The 18,178-nt window shown below is 61.2% G+C and carries 14 protein-coding genes; 6 read left to right on the forward strand and 8 right to left on the reverse strand.

Annotation, left to right across the window (positions count from 1 at the left end; all coding sequences use genetic code 11):
- Positions 1-532: 532 nt before the first annotated feature.
- The 3 genes from V7787_RS15005 to V7787_RS15015 form a co-directional block, all read right to left on the reverse strand.
- Positions 533-886 (reverse strand): hypothetical protein, encoded by a 354-nt coding sequence (locus tag V7787_RS15005; RefSeq protein ID WP_064491737.1) that lies wholly within the window; start codon positions 884-886, stop codon positions 533-535.
- 512 nt (positions 887-1,398) lie between these two features.
- Entirely contained in the window at positions 1,399-2,649 is a 1,251-nt protein-coding gene (locus V7787_RS15010) for a ribonucleotide-diphosphate reductase subunit beta (RefSeq protein WP_003254823.1), read from the reverse strand.
- 711 nt (positions 2,650-3,360) lie between these two features.
- Complete coding sequence (locus tag V7787_RS15015; RefSeq protein ID WP_104886579.1) at positions 3,361-6,240, reverse strand: ribonucleoside-diphosphate reductase subunit alpha; 2,880 nt, start codon at positions 6,238-6,240, stop codon at positions 3,361-3,363.
- A 1,073-nt stretch (positions 6,241-7,313) separates the two neighbouring features.
- Here V7787_RS15015 and V7787_RS15020 point away from each other — a divergent pair.
- Both V7787_RS15020 and V7787_RS15025 read left to right on the forward strand, forming a co-directional pair.
- Positions 7,314-8,012, forward strand: coding sequence for a response regulator transcription factor (locus V7787_RS15020; RefSeq protein ID WP_019438844.1), 699 nt, complete (start codon positions 7,314-7,316; stop codon positions 8,010-8,012).
- Complete coding sequence (locus V7787_RS15025) at positions 8,009-9,616, forward strand: ATP-binding protein (protein ID WP_064491550.1); 1,608 nt, start codon at positions 8,009-8,011, stop codon at positions 9,614-9,616. Before V7787_RS15020 ends, V7787_RS15025 begins: the two co-directional genes overlap by 4 nt.
- Before the next feature lie 3 nt (positions 9,617-9,619).
- On the opposite strand, the gene V7787_RS15030 is transcribed toward V7787_RS15025, so the two are convergent.
- Together V7787_RS15030 and V7787_RS15035 are read right to left on the reverse strand one after the other, a co-directional pair.
- Positions 9,620-10,321, reverse strand: coding sequence for a 4'-phosphopantetheinyl transferase family protein (locus V7787_RS15030; RefSeq protein WP_064491549.1), 702 nt, complete (start codon positions 10,319-10,321; stop codon positions 9,620-9,622).
- Positions 10,322-10,568: 247 nt separating this feature from the next.
- Positions 10,569-11,360 (reverse strand): dienelactone hydrolase family protein, encoded by a 792-nt coding sequence (locus V7787_RS15035; protein WP_060538947.1) that lies wholly within the window; start codon positions 11,358-11,360, stop codon positions 10,569-10,571.
- A gap of 129 nt (positions 11,361-11,489) precedes the next feature.
- On the opposite strand from V7787_RS15035, the gene V7787_RS15040 reads away from it, so the two are divergent.
- The 4 genes from V7787_RS15040 to V7787_RS15055 all read left to right on the forward strand — a co-directional run bounded on the left by V7787_RS15040 (position 11,490) and on the right by V7787_RS15055 (position 15,986).
- Positions 11,490-12,095: an outer membrane beta-barrel protein gene (locus V7787_RS15040; protein ID WP_010952338.1), complete on the forward strand. Its 606-nt coding sequence runs from the start codon at positions 11,490-11,492 to the stop codon at positions 12,093-12,095.
- 196 nt (positions 12,096-12,291) lie between these two features.
- Positions 12,292-12,969, forward strand: a complete 678-nt coding sequence (locus V7787_RS15045) for a response regulator (RefSeq protein ID WP_020189835.1) — start codon at positions 12,292-12,294, stop codon at positions 12,967-12,969.
- On the forward strand, positions 12,966-14,312 hold the full coding sequence (locus tag V7787_RS15050) for an ATP-binding protein (RefSeq protein WP_064491548.1): 1,347 nt from the start codon (positions 12,966-12,968) through the stop codon (positions 14,310-14,312). The genes V7787_RS15045 and V7787_RS15050 overlap by 4 nt, the downstream gene beginning before the upstream one ends.
- A gap of 351 nt (positions 14,313-14,663) precedes the next feature.
- Complete coding sequence (locus V7787_RS15055; protein WP_336088575.1) at positions 14,664-15,986, forward strand: dicarboxylate/amino acid:cation symporter; 1,323 nt, start codon at positions 14,664-14,666, stop codon at positions 15,984-15,986.
- Between the two features lie 152 nt (positions 15,987-16,138).
- Here the strand turns inward: V7787_RS15055 and tsaA are convergent, their stop codons facing one another.
- From tsaA to V7787_RS15070, 3 genes are read right to left on the reverse strand one after another with little or no spacing between them, the layout of a single operon-like run.
- A complete protein-coding gene (gene tsaA / locus V7787_RS15060) occupies positions 16,139-16,831 on the reverse strand; it encodes a tRNA (N6-threonylcarbamoyladenosine(37)-N6)-methyltransferase TrmO (RefSeq protein WP_129933766.1) in 693 nt (230 codons plus the stop codon).
- Between the two features lie 6 nt (positions 16,832-16,837).
- On the reverse strand, positions 16,838-17,299 hold the full coding sequence (locus V7787_RS15065) for a DUF1456 family protein (RefSeq protein ID WP_010952343.1): 462 nt from the start codon (positions 17,297-17,299) through the stop codon (positions 16,838-16,840).
- Between the two features lie 49 nt (positions 17,300-17,348).
- Positions 17,349-18,059 carry an rRNA pseudouridine synthase gene (locus tag V7787_RS15070; protein WP_010952344.1) on the reverse strand — a complete coding sequence of 237 codons (711 nt, stop codon included), beginning with the start codon at positions 18,057-18,059 and terminating at the stop codon, positions 17,349-17,351.
- Positions 18,060-18,178 lie beyond the last annotated feature (119 nt).

Here is an 18,178-nt window from a genome sequence, read left to right on the forward strand (position 1 = left end):
GCTCAGCCTGCCGAGTTCGTGGGCGCAGAACCAGGCTTGGGATTCGAGCCAGAGGGTGTGGAGAGGGCGGTTGTGGCGGATGAAGAGAGAGGGTTTTTGAAGGTCAGTCATGGCTGGCCTCCGTGGTCCTTTGAGCATGGCACAGGCGAGACGCATGTGCGAAAAGCCTGTAACTATCGGATTTGACGGGCATTTCCATTACCTCTACGTGATTACAGCTTTCTTAGGGCTGGGTGTCGGGAGCTAAGAAATCCCACGTAGCGGACCGGACGTATTCCCCTTGCGGGTCTTGTATTAGTCCGCTCCCGACATAACACGTTTTCTGCGCGCAGGATTAAACCACAGGCAAAAAAAAGCCGCATCTGTCGGGGCGGATTGACCGCTACGTGAGGCGTTTCTTAGGCGCCGATAAAAAAGGTAATTCCATCAGGCGAAGCCGTCAAACAAAAAAGCTGTAGTCCATGTCTGAAATTGTCTCATCGATACCTATTTTTCGGTTTGGTTTTGATCGCTTCGATAGCAGTGGATAAGCTTAGGACTCAGTTTCTAAATTTGAACTGGATGAGCGCTCAATCAACGTCCCTGATTTTCCATAGGTGACAAATTCAAAGTTTGCGGTTCCAATCGCCTTGATTTCTGTTTTTGCTCGCTTGTCAAGATCTTGCTTGACTAGGGAGTTTACTTTTTCAATCTCGGCTTCAGTCTCGTCTATCGTTTTTCTTAAGGCTTCAAAAGCACTGCCTAAAACAGGAATTTTCCCCAGTTCTACCCATAGATAGTTGTTCAAGAAACTGGTTAAGAACGCCCAGGCACCGTTGACTGAAAAGTAGGAGCCGCTGCTGCATTTCTTAATTGTAGATATGACCTTTGCGAGAGCCTCAATCATACTGAGGCTGTCAACATCCCCGCTATCCTTTATGCTTTCCAGTATTTTTACTATTTCTGAGAATAGCTCGGGCAGTCTGCTTTATTTTCTGTAAAGTTCGAAGACACCGTCGAAGTCTATAGCTGAGCTTTTGTTGTCGTTAATGTTCCAAGTGTGTTCATTGAGAGAAGGAAGTTTCGGGATTAAGCTTTGTAGTAGTACAGAGCTTCTCCAATTCGGTCCTAACTGGCCACTGATATAGTGTATTATGCTATGTAACCAGTTTGGTACATCAGTAGAGGGAATTACGAGCTTCAGGTTTTCGGCCGCGGAAAGTGCTTCTTGAGCGGCTTTCTTTTTGGTGCCTAAATCCTCGCTTGCCAATGCTTTAAGGAGGTGGGCTACCTTGCTTTTAAGTTCATTGTGCCTTTCATTGAGTAGCTTTAAAAATAGATCGATCATGCTGTTCGACAATTTTGGCCTCGATTTATTTTCTCAACAAAAAAGGCTGCCTTTCGGCAGCCCTTTGGAGATCAGTCCCAGCTCAACGCCCCACCCGTCTGATACTCAATCACCCGCGTCTCAAAGAAGTTCTTCTCCTTCTTCAAGTCCATGATCTCGCTCATCCAAGGGAACGGGTTGGTAGTCCCCGGATATTCTTCTTTCAGACCAATCTGGGTCAAACGACGGTTGGCGATGAACTTGAGGTAATCCTCCATCATCGCTGCGTTCATGCCCAATACGCCGCGTGGCATGGTGTCTCGGGCGTATTCGATCTCCAGCTGGGTCCCTTGCAGGATCATCTGGGTCGCTTCTTCCTTCATCGCCGCATCCCACAGGTGCGGGTTTTCGATCTTGATCTGGTTGATCACGTCGATACCGAAGTTCAGGTGCATCGACTCGTCACGCAGGATGTACTGGAACTGCTCGGCAACGCCAGTCATCTTGTTGCGGCGGCCCATGGACAGGATCTGGGTGAAGCCGCAGTAGAAGAAGATGCCTTCCAGGACGCAGTAGTAGGCGATCAGGTTGCGCAGCAGCTCTTTGTCGGTTTCGACGGTGCCGGTGTTGAATTCCGGGTCGGAGATGGCGCGGGTGTACTTCAGGCCCCAGGCGGCTTTCTTGGCGACCGACGGGATCTCGTGGTACATGTTGAAGATCTCGCCTTCATCCATGCCCAGCGACTCGATGCAGTACTGGTAGGCGTGGGTGTGGATCGCCTCTTCGAAGGCCTGGCGCAGGATGTACTGGCGGCATTCCGGGTTGGTGATCAGGCGGTACACGGCCAGGGCCAGGTTGTTGGCAACCAGCGAGTCGGCAGTGGAGAAGAAGCCGAGGTTGCGCATGACGATGCGGCGCTCGTCTTCGGTCAGGCCGTCCTGGCTCTTCCACAGGGCGATGTCGGCGGTCATGTTGACCTCTTGCGGCATCCAGTGGTTGGCGCAGCCGTCCAGGTACTTCTGCCAGGCCCAGTCGTACTTGAACGGTACCAGCTGGTTGAGGTCGGCGCGGCAGTTGATCATGCGCTTTTCATCTACTGCAACGCGGGCCGAGGAGCCTTCCAGCTCGGCCAGGCCTTCGGCAACGTCAAGGGCGTCGAGGGCAGCCTTGGCACGTTTGACGGCTTCGGAGTCAGAAGCGGTGGCCGCACGGGCCTCCAAGGCGGCGGCACCACCGGCGCTGTCGAGCTTGTCGAGAGTGGCGGCGGCAGCGGCCTGCGCAGGGGTGTTGCCTTTGGCGGCTACTTCGCCGTCTTCTTTGTCGAATTCGTCCCAGCTCAGCATGGTTTGGCTCCTGCTTGAGGGTCGCCCAGAGGCAACCGGTTGGATTTTAAGAATGTGATGCCTGACGCAAGGCCGTAATGGCGAATGGGCAGCTCGAGAGGCTGACTCTCGTTTACATCTGAATGTGTTCTGGCTTGTACCTGGCCAGGCCTCTGGGAGGGGCCAGGACAATTGAATAGGTGCTCTTTTCAGAGGGCGCAAAGTATACCGGAATTCACCTTCGATCGGGGCGCGTGTCTTGCCGGCGAGGGTAACTTTTTTGACCGGTTTGGCGTGCGTCCGTTCACGAAACGGGTGGCTTCTTCTACGGGGGGAGAGTGTAGCGCCAACCTATATGTTGTGCCAGTTTAAATTTGAAGGCACATCATATGGTGTTTCTGAGGGCTGTATTGGCGGAATCGGCCTCACCGCGGGCTTGCCGGCGATGAGGCCAGCCACCACTAGCTACGGTGGGTGTACAGCGTTTCGACAATGTGTGTCTTGGGGTGCTTGCGTGCCTGTTCCACTGAGGTGAAACGGCCGGTTTCTGCGTTGCGACCAATCTTGCGAGATGCCAGTTTTTTCCGCGCCATGGGCTTACATCCTTTTTTGAGAGGTCCTGTTCTTTTACCGAGCTGCGTGAACAGTGGGCAAAGGGCAAGGTTTCTCTGAGGCGCGGATACAAAAATGCCGCGCGGGGCACCCGTAGGCACCCCGCACGGCATTCAGGCCTTACTGGCAGGCTTCGCAGTCAGGCTCGTCGATCGCGCAGGCCTTCGGCACTGGCGCTGGGCCGGCTGCCTGGACCGGGGCGCTGTCGCCACCGCTGGAAACGGCGTTGAGCTTGCCGGTGTTGATGGTCGACTTCTCGGTGCTGGTGGCGGCCAGGGCACGGAGGTAGTAGGTGGTTTTCAGGCCACGGTACCAGGCCATGCGGTAGGTCACGTCCAGCTTCTTGCCCGAGGCGCCGGCGATGTACAGGTTCAGAGACTGCGCCTGGTCGATCCACTTCTGGCGACGGGAAGCAGCGTCGACAATCCACTTGGTCTCGACTTCGAACGCAGTGGCGTACAGGTCTTTCAGCTCTTGCGGGATACGCTCGATCTGCTGTACCGAACCGTCGTAGTACTTCAGGTCGTTGATCATGACCGAGTCCCACAGGTCGCGGGCCTTGAGGTCGCGAACCAGGTACGGGTTGATCACGGTGAATTCGCCCGACAGGTTCGATTTCACGTACAGGTTCTGGTAGGTAGGCTCGATCGACTGCGACACGCCGGTGATGTTGGCGATGGTCGCGGTTGGCGCGATGGCCATGATGTTCGAGTTACGAATACCTTTCTGCACGCGGGCACGTACCGGCGCCCAGTCCAGGGTTTCTTCCAGGTTGACGTCGATGTACTTCTGGCCACGGGCCTCGATCAGGATCTGTTGCGAATCCAGCGGCAGGATGCCCTTGGACCACAGCGAACCCTGGAAGGTCTCGTAGGCGCCGCGTTCATCGGCCAGGTCGCAAGAAGCCTGGATGGCGTAGTAGCTGACCGCTTCCATCGACTTGTCGGCAAACTCGACGGCAGCATCGGAGCCGTAAGGAATGTGCTGCAGGTACAGCGCATCCTGGAAGCCCATGATGCCCAGGCCGACCGGACGGTGCTTGAAGTTCGAGTTACGCGCTTGCGGCACCGAGTAGTAGTTGATGTCGATCACGTTGTCGAGCATGCGCACAGCGGTGTTCACGGTGCGTTGCAGCTTGGTGGTGTCCAGCTTGCCATCGACGATGTGGTTCGGCAGGTTGATCGAGCCCAGGTTGCAGACTGCGATCTCGTCCTTGTTGGTGTTCAGGGTGATCTCGGTGCACAGGTTCGAGCTGTGGACCACGCCCACGTGCTGCTGCGGCGAACGCAGGTTGCACGGGTCCTTGAAGGTCAGCCATGGGTGGCCGGTCTCGAACAGCATCGACAGCATCTTGCGCCACAGGTCTTTGGCCTGGATGGTCTTGAACACCTTGATCTTGTTGTACTCGGTCAGGGCTTCGTAGTACTCGTAGCGCTCTTCGAAGGCCTTGCCGGTCAGGTCGTGCAGGTCTGGCACTTCCGAAGGCGAGAACAGGGTCCACTTGCCGTCATCGAAGACACGCTTCATGAACAGGTCAGGAATCCAGTTGGCGGTGTTCATGTCGTGGGTACGACGGCGGTCATCACCGGTGTTCTTGCGCAGCTCGATGAACTCTTCGATGTCCAGGTGCCAGGTTTCCAGGTAGGCACATACAGCGCCTTTGCGCTTGCCACCCTGGTTCACGGCAACGGCGGTGTCGTTGACCACTTTCAGGAACGGGACGACGCCCTGGGATTTACCGTTGGTGCCCTTGATGTACGAGCCCAGTGCACGGACCGGGGTCCAGTCGTTGCCCAGGCCGCCAGCGAATTTCGACAGCATGGCGTTGTCGTGGATCGCGTGGTAGATGCCCGACAGGTCGTCCGGCACGGTGGTCAGGTAGCAGCTGGACAGCTGCGGGCGCAGGGTGCCGGCGTTGAACAGGGTCGGGGTCGAGGCCATGTAGTCGAACGACGACAACAGGTTGTAGAACTCGATCGCACGGGCTTCCTTGTCTTTTTCTTCCAGCGCCAGGCCCATGGCCACACGCATGAAGAACACCTGCGGCAGCTCGAAGCGCACGCCATCCTTGTGGATGAAGTAGCGGTCGTACAGGGTCTGCAGGCCCAGGTAGGTGAACTGCTGGTCGCGCTCGTGGTTGATCGCCTTGCCCAGTTTTTCCAGGTCGAAGTCGGCCAGGGCCGGGTTCAGCAGCTCGAACTCGATACCTTTGGCGACGTAGGCCGGCAGGGCCTTGGCGTAAAGGTCAGCCATCTCGTGGTGGGTGGCGCTGTCGGCTACATTCAGGAAGCCCAGGCCTTCGGCGCGCAGGGTGTCCATCAGCAGGCGGGCGGTAACGAACGAGTAGTTCGGCTCGCGCTCCACTAGGGTACGGGCGGTCATCACCAGGGCGGTGTTGACGTCCTTGATGGCCACGCCGTCGTACAGGTTCTTCAGGGTTTCGCGCTGGATCAGGTCGCCATCGACTTCGGCCAGGCCTTCGCAGGCTTCGCTGATGATGGTGTTCAGGCGGGCCATGTCGAGCGGCGCTAGGCTGCCGTCAGCCAGGGTGATGCGGATGCTCGGGTGCGGCTCGACCACGGCGTCGGTGTTGGCGCGGGTGGCACGCTCCTTGGCGCGCTGGTCACGGTAGATCACGTAGTCGCGGGCGACTTTCTGCTCGCCGGCGCGCATCAGGGCCAGTTCGACCTGGTCCTGGATTTCTTCGATGTGGATGGTGCCACCCGATGGCATGCGACGCTTGAACGTGGCGGTAACCTGCTCGGTCAGGCGCGCAACGGTGTCGTGGATGCGCGACGAAGCGGCGGCAGTGCCGCCTTCAACTGCGAGGAACGCCTTGGTGATGGCCACGGTGATCTTGTCGTCGGTGTAAGGGACGACAGTGCCGTTGCGCTTGATCACACGCAGTTGGCCAGGGGCGGTGGCGGCCAGATCCGGGTTGGAATCGGCGGCCTGCGGCACCTTGGCCTGCGGGTTCTCGCGAGTTGTGTCGGTTTGCATGGGTGGGTGTCTCCACAATTTCTATATTGTTCAGGCGCCCTGGGGCGCCCACCGTTCCGTCCACTTGCTCGATGGCCTCGCGGGGATGCGTAATGCATGCGCATCCGCCCGCACGGGCGTACCGACTTCGGGACAGACTCAGGAATAAGGGGCAATGGCTTGCCGCTCCCTGGCCGAAGTCAAAGGTTCTGGGCGATGCCCAAAATCTGTTGCTGATGGATGCCAGGCCTGGCCTGCAACACCCATGCCCGAACAAGGCCCTGGAAGGGCTTGCCTCGGTCGCCTCCGCAGGAGCGGTTTGGCTGCTGAAATCACTTCAAGTTCCGCCCGGAAAATCGCTTGATCTTGCGGGTTGACTTTTGTGTGTGATTTTGCACGAACCCCTATATCTAGTGGTTCGCTGCGATCGGGATACAAGATAATGCGGTATTGGGGGCTTTGCAAGGCAATCGCCTGTGGATAACGTGTGCGTACTTTGTGAGTGAATGGTGGGTATTCGCTGTAGGCCTTGTGCCAAGTGGTTTGCAGTATTTTTCTGCTTCGTGACGCCCTTGGGCAGTTTTTTTCGGGCGCGAACCCTATCACAAGAAACGGTTCAGTCGAGGGGGCGGTAGGGGCATGCCTGAAGATCCTGGTTCCCCCGCGCGCGGTCGCCTGTAGGAGCGGGTTTACCCGCGAGAGGGCCGAGCCTGCTGGCCAATTTCCACCCGCCGTTCACCGTTGCCGCCGCTACCGTATTCGCGGGTAAACCCGCTCCTACGCCTGATCGAGGGTGGACACATGTCGGTGGTTGGGCACAGGCCGCCGTGTAGGAGCGGGTTCACCCGCGAAAGGGCCGGCCCTGCTGGCCAATCTTCACCCGCCGTTCACCGTTGCCGCCGCCACCGTATTCGCGGGTAAACCCGCTCCTACCACGGTGGTGGGCACACATCGGGGGTTGGACACAGGTCGTTGTAGCGAGCTTCGCTCGCGATGCGCCGTGCGGGCGGCGCTCGATCTCGCAGGCCCCACCCATCTACAGTCATACTCTCAGCTGCCCTGACACGATCCCAAGAACAAACAAGGCCAAAGTCATGGACCAAACCCTACCCCGCATCCTCATTGTCGAAGACGACCAGCGCCTGGCCGAGCTGACCGCCGAGTACCTGCAGGCCAACGGCTTCGAGGTCAGCGTGGAGGGTGATGGTGCCCGCGCCGCCCGGCGCATCATCGACAGCCAGCCCGACCTGGTCATCCTCGACCTGATGCTGCCCGGCGAGGACGGCCTGAGCATCTGCCGCCGGGTGCGCAGCCAGTACCAGGGGCCGATCCTCATGCTCACCGCGCGCAGCGATGAACTCGACCAGGTCCAGGGCCTGGACCTGGGCGCCGATGACTACGTCTGCAAACCCGTGCGCCCACGCTTGCTGCTGGCGCGTATCCAGGCCCTGCTGCGCCGCAGCGAAACCGTGGACAGCAAGCGCCAGGACCTGGCCTTCGGTGCGCTGCGTATCGACAACCGCCTGCGTGAGGCGCACCTGGGCGAGCAGTTGATCGAGCTGACCGGCGCCGAATTCGACCTGCTCTGGCTGTTGGCCAGCAACGCTGGCCGGGTGCTGACCCGTGAACAGATCTTCACCGCACTGCGTGGCGTGGGCTACGACGGCCAGGACCGCTCCATCGATATCCGCATCTCGAAAATCCGCCCCAAGATCGGCGATGACCCGCTTCAGCCGCGGTTGATCAAGACCCTGCGCAGCAAAGGCTACCTGTTCGTGGGCGAGGCGCCATGAACAATTCGATCTTCCTGCGCATCTACGGCGGCATGCTGGCCGTGCTGGTGCTGGTGGCCCTGCTTGGCGTGCTCAGCCTGCACCTGGTCAACGAAGTGCGCGCTGCCCAGCACCGCGAGGGCCTGGCCCAGGGCACTTTCAGCCTGATGGCCGACAACCTGGCAATGCAGAATGAAACCCAACGCAAGCGTTCGCTGCTGATCTGGGAACGCCTGCTTGGCGTGCCGTTGGCGCTGCAGCCGATGAGCGCACGCAGCCTTGACGGTGGCCAGCGGGCGCGCCTGTACCGTGGCCTGGTGGTGGTCGAGAAGATTGGCCCGCATGCGGCGCAAGTGCTACGCAAGGTGGGCCAGGAAGACCTGATGCTGGTCGCGCAGATCAAACAGATCAGCGAGCAGTTGGCGCGGGCCACCCTCTATCTATTGGCCGACGAATTGGTGCGCTACCCGGTAGCCGAACAGCAGCAGCGTCTGGCACAGATCAAGCAGGAAAAAGGCTTCGGCTTTGGCGTTGCCTTGCAACGTATCGAGCGGGTCAGCCTGGACGATGACCAGCGGCGCCGGGTGGAGGAGGGCGACACGGTGATGGCGCTGGGCAAGGATGGTGACTCGATCCGGGTGTTCGCCGGGCTGACGGGCTCGCCATGGGTACTGGAAATCGGCCCGCTGTACCAGCTCAACCCTTACCCGCCGCAGTTGCTGATCCTGATTGCCTTCCTGGGGCTGTGCCTGATCGGCCTGGTGGTCTACCTGCTGGTGCGTCAGCTGGAACGTCGTGTGTCGGGCCTGGAGATTGCTGCCACGCGCATCGCCCAGGGCAGCCTGGATACCCGCGTGCCGGCCGGCGACGCCGACTCGGTAGGGCGCCTGGCGGCTGCCTTCAATGGCATGGCCGAGCACCTGCAGCGCTCGCTGACCATGCAGCGTGAGCTGGTGCGAGCGGTGTCCCACGAGCTGCGCACGCCGGTGGCGCGCCTGCGCTTTGGCCTGGAGATGATCGAAAGCGCCACGACTGAACAGGTGCGGGCTAAGCATCTGGCGGGCATGGACGGGGATATTCAGGACCTCGACAAGCTGGTCGATGAGATGCTGACCTACGCCCGCCTGGAGCAGGGCGCACCGGCCTTGAAGTTCCAGCGGGTCGATCTGGATGCCTTGCTCGATCGGGTGATCGAAGAGCTGGCACCTTTGCGTGCCGAGGTGCGGGTGGTGCGCGGCGACTGCCAGGGCGCGGATGCCGAAGGCGCCTGGGTCGAGGCCGAGCCGCGCTACTTGCACCGGGCCCTGCAGAACCTTGTCGGCAATGCCATGCGCCATGCCGAGAGCGAAGTGCGCCTGAGCTATCAGCTGGGCCAGCAACGTTGCCGCATCGATGTGGAGGATGACGGCCCGGGGATCCCCGAGGGCTTCTGGGACCGCATTTTCACGCCCTTCACCCGCCTCGATGACAGCCGCACCCGTGCCTCGGGCGGGCATGGCCTGGGCCTGTCGATCGTACGGCGGATCATCTACTGGCACGCGGGCCGGGCCACGGTGGGCCGCAGCGAGGCGTTGGGCGGTGCCTGCTTCAGCCTGAACTGGCCAAGGCAGCAGGCACCGCTGTAAAGGTCAGACGCTGACCAGGCTCAGCAGGTGGCCGTCCTGCAGGCAGAACTGGCCTTGCAGCTCTGCGCCTTGCTGCCACTGCGGTGACAGGTCGGTGAGCAGGCGCAAGCGCGCCAGCCCTTCCGCGGACCAGTCGAGCACTTCTGCGTGTTCGAAGTAGAAGCGTTGGCGAGTCAGTGGGTACAGGGTCTTGAACAAGCTTTCCTTCAGCGAGAACGTCAGGGTGACCGTAAGCCCAAGCTGGCGGCGGTCAAGGCGTTCGAGCTCTGCCGGGAGAAGGATTTCACCCATCAGCCGCTCGGCGCGCTCGTCATCCAGCAAGGCTTCCTGATCCAGGCCCAGACCTTGGCAGCTGTTTTCGCCGGCGACCACCGCAGCGGCCCAGCCCTTGCCGTGTGTGATCGAGCCATGAATACCGGCGGGCCAGATGGGCGAGCGGTCTTCGTGGGTGCCGGGCACGTAGTCGCGACCGTCCAGGTGCTGGAGCGCGGCGCGGGCACATACGCGACCGGCCAGGTACTCGGCCTGGCGCTTGGCGACCGAGCGCTGCAGGCTGGCGCTGGGCACGATACCGGCGCGCTGGAAGTCGTCGGTTGCCAGGTGGGCAGGGTCGAAGGCGCAACTGACCAGCACCGCGCCGGGGAGTGGGCGGGGCAGGGGCCAGTGGTGCCGGAGCGGGGCGCAGCAGGCGGGAAGTGTGTTCATGGCGGCTATTGTGCCAGCTGTGCAGGCGCTAAGGGAGGTGGCGTGGCAGGATGACTTACCGCAGCCATGACAACATGGCGCAGATCAAAGCGTGATTGGTGTGGGAGCGGGTTTACCCGCGAAGAATACACCGCGGTGGATGGCACGGGCTTCGCCCGTGTTCGCGGGCAAGCCCGCTCCCACACAGATCGCGCCAGCTTTTAGAAATTGAGCAAGACAGTTGCTCCTCCAACGATTGCACAATCTTTTATTTGAACACCTTCTTGAAGAACGCCTGCATATCCGCCCAGGAACGCTCGTCCGCTGCCTTGTTATAGCCAATGTCCGGCCCACCATGTTCACCATGGCTCAGCCGATCGGCATCGGGGTTGGTGAACCCGTGCTTGGCCCCTTCAATACTGACGAACTGGTAGTTGACCTTGGCCGCATCCATCTCGGCCTTGAACGCCTCTACCTGTTGTGGGCTGACCATGCTGTCCGCTGCACCATGCTCGACCAGGATATCGGCCCGCACTACGCCAGGTTTTGCCGGGGTCTGGGTGGCCAGTGCGCCATGGAAACTCACCACGCCATCGAGCTTTTCTCCCCGGCGTGCGGCATCGAGCACCACCTTGCCGCCAAAACAGTAGCCGACAGCGCCCAGTTGATGCTTGTTCACATTCGGCTGCTTTTTCAACAACTCCAGGCCCGCGTCGAAGCGCGCTGCTGCCGCAGCCGGGTCCTTCATCGCTGCGGCCATGAATGCCTGGGCATCCTGCGGATGTTCGGTGTGTTTGCCATCGCCGTACATGTCGATGGCCAGTGCCTTGTAGCCCAGGGCGGCGAGATCTCTCGCACGACGCTTGGCATAGTCGTTCAGGCCCCACCATTCATGCACCACAACGATGCCTGGGCGTTTGCCGTCCAGCGCGTCATCGTAGGCGTAGTAGCCGACGAGGCGGTTGCCATCGTCGTCCTGATACGGAATTTCACGGGTCACTACCGCCGCTTGGGCGAGGGCGGCGCTGCACATCAGGGTCAGGGCCAGCAGGGCTCGCATGTTCACAACTCCTTGTTTTGCTATCGGTTCGTTCAGCCGGGGTTCAGCCAGGGTTCAGTCGCGGTTCAGGGTGCCCTGATTACTCTAGCTTCCAGACCGAAACAGCGCACCCAACTGGAGTACCCAGCCATGAAAACCTTCAATACCCTGCTTGCCGCCATGGCCGTCTGTGCCGCTGGCATCACCACCGCCCAGGCCGCGGACGACAACTTCGCCAGCCTCACCTACGGCCAGACCAGCGACAAAGTCCGCAAGTCCGGCCTGCTGCAACGCAACACCGACCACCTCAACGCCGATGGTATCATCGGCAAGGACGATACCTGGGGTGTGCGTCTGGGCAAGATCAACGACCAGGGCCGCTACTACATGACCTATGACAACGTCTCTGGCGACCACAGTGGCCTGAAGTTGCGCCAGGAGAACCTGCTTGGCAGCTACGACTTGTTCCTGCCGGTGGGCGATACCACCAAGCTGTTCGGTGGTGGCAGCCTGGGTGTGACCAAGCTGACCCAGGACTCGCCAGGCGCCAGCCGGGACACTGACTACGGTTATGCCTACGGCTTGCAGGCCGGTGTGATCCAGGACATCACCGACAAGGCCTCGGTCGAACTGGGCTACCGTTACCTGCGCACCAATGCCGCGACCGAGGTGGGCGCACATGGCGGGCCGAAGGACGGCACCCTGCGTCTGACCAGCAGCGCCCAGACCTACCTGGCGGCTTCATACAAGTTCTGACGGACGAGCCGCGTTATCCTGTACTGGCCTCTTCGCGGGCACGCCCGCTCCCACAGGTGCTGCACAAACCTCAGAACCTGTGCAGTGCCTTTGGTTTCTGCAGGTGCTACACAGCTTTCAGAGACTGTGCGATTACTGTGGGAGCGGGCGTGCCCGCGAAAGGGCCGGTACAGGCAATACACATAAGGAGCTGCACATGAAACTGCTGGTGGTCGAGGACGAAGCCCTGCTTCGCCATCACCTCTACACCCGCTTGGGCGAAAGCGGCCATGTGGTCGAGGCGGTCGCTGATGCCGAAGAGGCGCTGTACCAGGCCGAGCAGTACCATTTCGACCTTGCCATCATCGATCTGGGCCTGCCCGGTATCAGCGGCCTGGAGCTGATCACGCGGCTGCGCAGCCAGGACAAGACCTTCCCCATTCTCATCCTCACAGCCCGTGGCAACTGGCAAGACAAGGTCGAGGGCCTGGCCGCCGGTGCCGACGACTACCTGGTCAAGCCGTTCCAGTTCGAGGAGCTTGAAGCACGGCTCAATGCCCTGTTGCGCCGCTCCAGTGGTTTCACCCAGTCGACCATCGCCGCTGGCCCCTTGGTGCTTGACCTCAACCGCAAGCAGGCCACCCTCGACGAACAAGCTTTGCCCCTGACCGCCTACGAATACCGCATCCTCGAATACCTCATGCGCCATCACCAGCAGGTGGTGGCCAAGGATCGCCTGATGGAGCAGTTGTACCCAGGAGACGAAGAGCGCGACCCCAATGTCATCGAAGTGCTGGTTGGCCGCCTGCGCCGCAAGCTTGAAGGCGAGCGCGGCTTCAAACCCATCGACACGGTGCGCGGCCTGGGCTACCTGTTCACCGAGCGCTGCCGATGATCCGCTCGCTGCGGGTGCGCCTGATGCTGGCCGCCGCAGTGTTGGCGCTGCTGTTCATGCTGGCGCTGCTGCCGGCCTTGCAGAAGGCCTTCAGCCTGGCTCTGCAGGAATCGATCGAGCAGCGTCTGGCCTCGGATGTGACCACGCTGATTTCCGCTGCGCGTATCGAGCATGGCCAGCTGCAGATGCCGACGCTGCTGCCGGACGAGCGCTACAACCTGCCCTACACAGGCCTGCTCGGTTATATCTTTGACCGCGACGGCAAACTGGTCTGGCAGTCGCGTGCCACCGCCGACCGGCACATCAACTACCAGCCGCGCTATGACGGGCGCGGCAACGAGTTCGACCGCATTCACCAGTCCGATGGCGAAGAGTTCTTCGTGTACGACGTCGAGATAAAGCTGCTGGGCGGGCAGAGCGCCGCCTACAGCATTGTCGCTCTGCAGCCCGTGAGCGAGTACAAGGCCACCCTCAATGGCCTGCGCGAAAAGCTCTACCTGGGGTTCGGCGCTGCATTGCTGGCGCTCATGGTGTTGTTGTGGGCAGGCCTGACCTGGGGGCTGCGCTCGTTGCGACGCCTCAGCCACGAACTGGATGAAGTGGAATCCGGTGCACGTGACGGCCTGAGCGGCGAGCACCCACGCGAGTTGCTGCGCCTGACCCGCTCGCTCAACCGTCTGTTGCGCAGTGAGCGTGAGCAGCGCACGCGCTACCGTGATTCGCTGGACGACCTGGCGCACAGCCTGAAGACGCCGCTGGCGGTGTTGCAGGGTGTGGGTGAAAGCTTGCAGCAACGCAGCGGCGAGCGCGAGCAGGCGCGGGTGCTGCAAAGCCAGATCGAGCGCATGAGCCAGCAGATCGACTACCAGCTGCAACGCGCCAGCCTGCGCAAGAGTGGCCTGGTCCGCCACAGCGTATTGCTGCGGCCGATGCTCGACAGCCTGTGCAGCACCTTGGCCAAGGTTTACCGGGAAAAACGTGTGGACGTGGTGCTGGAGTTGCCGGACGCGGCGCAGGTACCGATGGAGCAGGGCGCATTGTTGGAAATGCTCGGCAACCTGCTGGAGAACGCCTACCGGCTGAGCCTGGGCCAAGTGCGGGTGAGCCTGGTGAAGGCGCCGGGGTATCTGACCTTGTGCATCGAGGACGACGGGCCGGGCGTGCCCGTCGACCAGCGTGAACGCATTCTGGAGCGTGGGGAGCGGCTGGACAGCCAGCACCCGGGGCAGGGCATCGGCTTGGCAGTGGTCAAGGATATCGTCGACAGCTATGACGCCGAGCTGAGCCTTGGCGATTCGCCGCTGGGGGGCGCTGCGTTCAGGATCACCTTCCACCTGGATTGATTCGTAGCCTGTACCAGCCCGTTCGCAGGTCAATCCGCGAATGGGCCGGCACAGGCAATCCACAAAGGGCGGATTTCCGCCATTCCTCCTTGTACAAATTCCGCCATCGGGCGGAAATCCGCCAATCCGTCCCGGGAGTATCGCCCTGTCGTTGGGCATTTATCCCCAGCAAATACGGACCTTGCACCCTTCATGGGCATTTTGGCACCACCCTTGCTATTGATCCTCGCAGAGGCCTGCCCAGGCAACTCGAACACAACGACAAATCCCTCCAAGTGCAGGAGGGTTAGCGATTCAGGTGCCCCCATCACCCTGGGAAGGGTGAACCGGCACACTTGAGGAAAATTAGCCATGACGACACGTCAGCCGCTGTACAAATCCCTGTATGTCCAGGTGTTGGTCGCCATCACCATCGGTACCCTGCTCGGCCACTACTACCCGGAAACGGGCGTTGCCCTCAAACCCCTGGGTGACGGCTTCGTCAAACTGATCAAGATGGTCATCGCCCCGATCATCTTCTGTACCGTGGTCAGCGGCATTGCCGGCATGCAGAGCATGAAGTCGGTCGGCAAAACCGGCGGCTACGCGTTGCTGTACTTTGAAATCGTCTCCACCATCGCCCTGATCATCGGCCTCGTCGTCGTCAACGTGGTCAAGCCAGGCGCTGGCATGCACATCGACGTCAGCACCCTGAACGCCAGCAGCGTGGCTGCCTACGCCGCCGCCGGCGCGCAGCAGACGACCGTCGGCTTCCTGCTTAACGTCATTCCCAATACGGTCGTCGGCGCCTTCGCCAACGGCGACATCCTGCAAGTGCTGATGTTCTCGGTACTGTTCGGCTTCGCCCTGCACCGCCTGGGCAGCTACGGCAAGCCGGTACTGGACATGATCGACCGCTTCGCCCACGTCATGTTCAACATCATCAACATGATCATGAAGCTGGCCCCGATCGGCGCTTTCGGCGCCATGGCCTTCACCATTGGCCAGTACGGTGTCGGCTCGCTGGTGCAGTTGGGCTACCTGATGGCCTGCTTCTACATCACCTGCCTGCTGTTCGTGCTGGTGGTGCTGGGCGGTATCTGCCGTGCCCACGGCTTCAGCGTGATCAAGCTGATCCGCTACATTCGTGAAGAACTGCTGATCGTGCTGGGTACTTCGTCCTCGGAGTCGGCCCTGCCACGCATGCTGGCCAAGATGGAGCGCCTGGGTGCCAAGAAATCGGTAGTGGGCCTGGTTATCCCGACTGGCTACTCGTTCAACCTGGACGGTACCTCGATCTACCTGACCATGGCTGCGGTGTTCATCGCTCAGGCCACTGACACCACCATGGACATCACTCACCAGATCACCCTGCTGCTGGTGCTGCTGGTGGCTTCCAAGGGTGCTGCCGGCGTTACCGGTTCGGGCTTCATCGTGCTGGCCGCGACCCTGTCGGCTGTTGGCCACCTGCCGGTTGCCGGCCTGGCGCTGATCCTTGGCATCGACCGCTTCATGTCCGAAGCCCGCGCCCTGACCAACCTGGTGGGCAACGCCGTTGCCACCGTGGTAGTGGCCAAGTGGGTCAAGGAAATGGACAACGACAAGCTGGCTTCGGAACTGGACTCCGGTGGTGCTCCGCTGATCGATACCCGCCCGACGGACGACCTGGGCGTGGCTGAAGGCCCGGCTCGTTGATAGCTGATTGAAATGAGAAAGGCGACCCAAGGTCGCCTTTTTCGTGTCTGCGCGGTCCCTTGTGGGAGCAACTGTCTTGCTCAATTTCTAAAAGCTGGCGCGATCCCTGGGGGAGCGGGCTTGCCCGCGAACACGGGCGAAGCCCGTGGCCCTCAGCCCAGTACCACTTCCAACACCCGGATGACGTCCGGCTGCGGGTAATGCCACCTTACTTGCACATCCCAGAACTTCACCCCGTACACCCGCTCGGCCGGTGGTATCTGGTAGGCCGGCCGTGGGTCCTGCGCCAGGCATTGCTCGATCAGCTCCACCAGCGGCTCGCTCAGACGCTGCGCATGCTCGCGGGCCTGGAGCAGGGCGTTGTCGGCCCACTGCACGGCAATTGCCACCGGCGCTGCGTTGGCCATCTGGTTGCTGGCGCCAGCGATGCTGTCGGCATAGGGCACATACGGCTTGATGTCCAGCACCGGCGTGCCGTCGAGCAGGTCGATCCCGGACAGCAGCAGGCGCCCGGGCTCCACGCCCTCCAGGCGTACCACCGACTGGCCGATGCCGTTGGGCCGGTGGGTGGCGCGGGTGGCGAACACCCCCATGCTCTTGTTGCCGCCCAGACGCGGAGGCCGCACTTTCAGACGCGGCTTTTCTTCCAGGGCCTGGTGGAACAGGAACAGCAGCCAGACATGGCTGACCTGTTCCAGGCCCTCGACCGCGTCACCTTGATCGAACGGCGGCAACAGTTCGAGTACGCCACGGGCGGCAGGCGCCAGCTGCGGCTGGCGCGGAATGGCGAACTTTTCCTTGAAACAGGAGTGGACGATGCCGACCGGGACAACCGTATGCTGCATGGCCACTCAGCCGCGCACGCGCAGGGTCAGGCCCTTGAGGAAGTTGCGCATCAACTGGTCGCCACACGGGCGGTAGTTGTCGTGGCCAGCCTTGCGGAACAGCGCGCTGAGCTCCGGTTTGCTGACCGGGAAGTTGACCGACTTGAGAATCGCGTGCAGGTCGTCCTCCTTGAGCTCAAAGGCCACACGCAGCTTCTTGAGGATCAGGTTGTTGGTTACCGGCAGCTCGATCGGCTGCTGCGGGCGGCTCTCGTCTTTGCCACGGCGGTAGATCACCAGGCCGTCAAGGAAGTGCGCCATCACCCGTTCCGGGCAGCGCACGAAGCCTTCCTCTTCTTCTTTTTTCAGGTAGGTGGCCAGCACCAGAGGATGCACTTCGAGGCCAGAGAGCCCGATGATTTCGGCCATCTTGGCGTCGTTCACCTTGAGCATGTAGCGCAGGCTGCGCAGGACGTCGTTGTGGTTCATTGCAGCAGAATCCTGTTCAGGTGCCGCGCATTCCAGCGCGGCGTATTGCTTAGAAACGTTCGGAGGTAGCCAGGTAACGCCATTGGCCCAAGGGCAGCTTGCCCATCGACACACCACCCAGGCGAATGCGTCGCATGCCTAAAAGCTCCAGGCGCAGGTAGGCGCATAGCTCGGAAATCTGCCCTGGTTGTGGGTTTTTCAACACCATGCGCAGGTGTGTCTCGTTCTGCCAGCTGGCCTTGGCCTTGGGCAACTCGCGGTCATTGCGCATGGCCCCACGCGCCAGGCGTTCCAGCGCCTGGGGGGTGGTTTCGCCGCGCACTTCAATGATGAACTCCTGCTCCAGGCGACGCAGGTCGGCCTCGATCTTGCGGGATACCCGCCAGTCCTGGGTAAACACCTGCAGGCCGCTGGCGCCACGCTCCAGCGGTGCCACGCAGGCCTGCCGGGCAAAATGCCCGTGCAGGGCGCGCACGCCTTCGCGGTGGGCTTCGCTGAGGCTGCCCATGTTCATGCTGGCGCGGGCATCTTCACTGTCCATGCCGGCTGGCTGGTTCAGCAGCAGGGTCACTGGCTCCAGGGTTTCGGCACGGGCACCTGGCAGCAGCTCGACGCGCTGCTGCTCGACCTTGAACTGCGGCTGCTCGACCACCACGCCATCGACCGTTACCCAGCCTCCTTCAATGTACTGCTCGGCCTCGCGGCGGGAGCAGCCGAGCTGCTCGATGAGGCGTTTGGACAGGCGGACGGGTTCGGACATGGGGCAATTCGCAAGGCAGGGAAAGGCCTCCATTGTACCTGCCTGCAAGCGGTAGATGATGGGAATCTGTGTCAGATGCGCCATTTTGGACACATAGCGCGGCACATTCAGGCGCCGCC

The organism is Pseudomonas sp. CGJS7 (assembly GCF_036961695.1).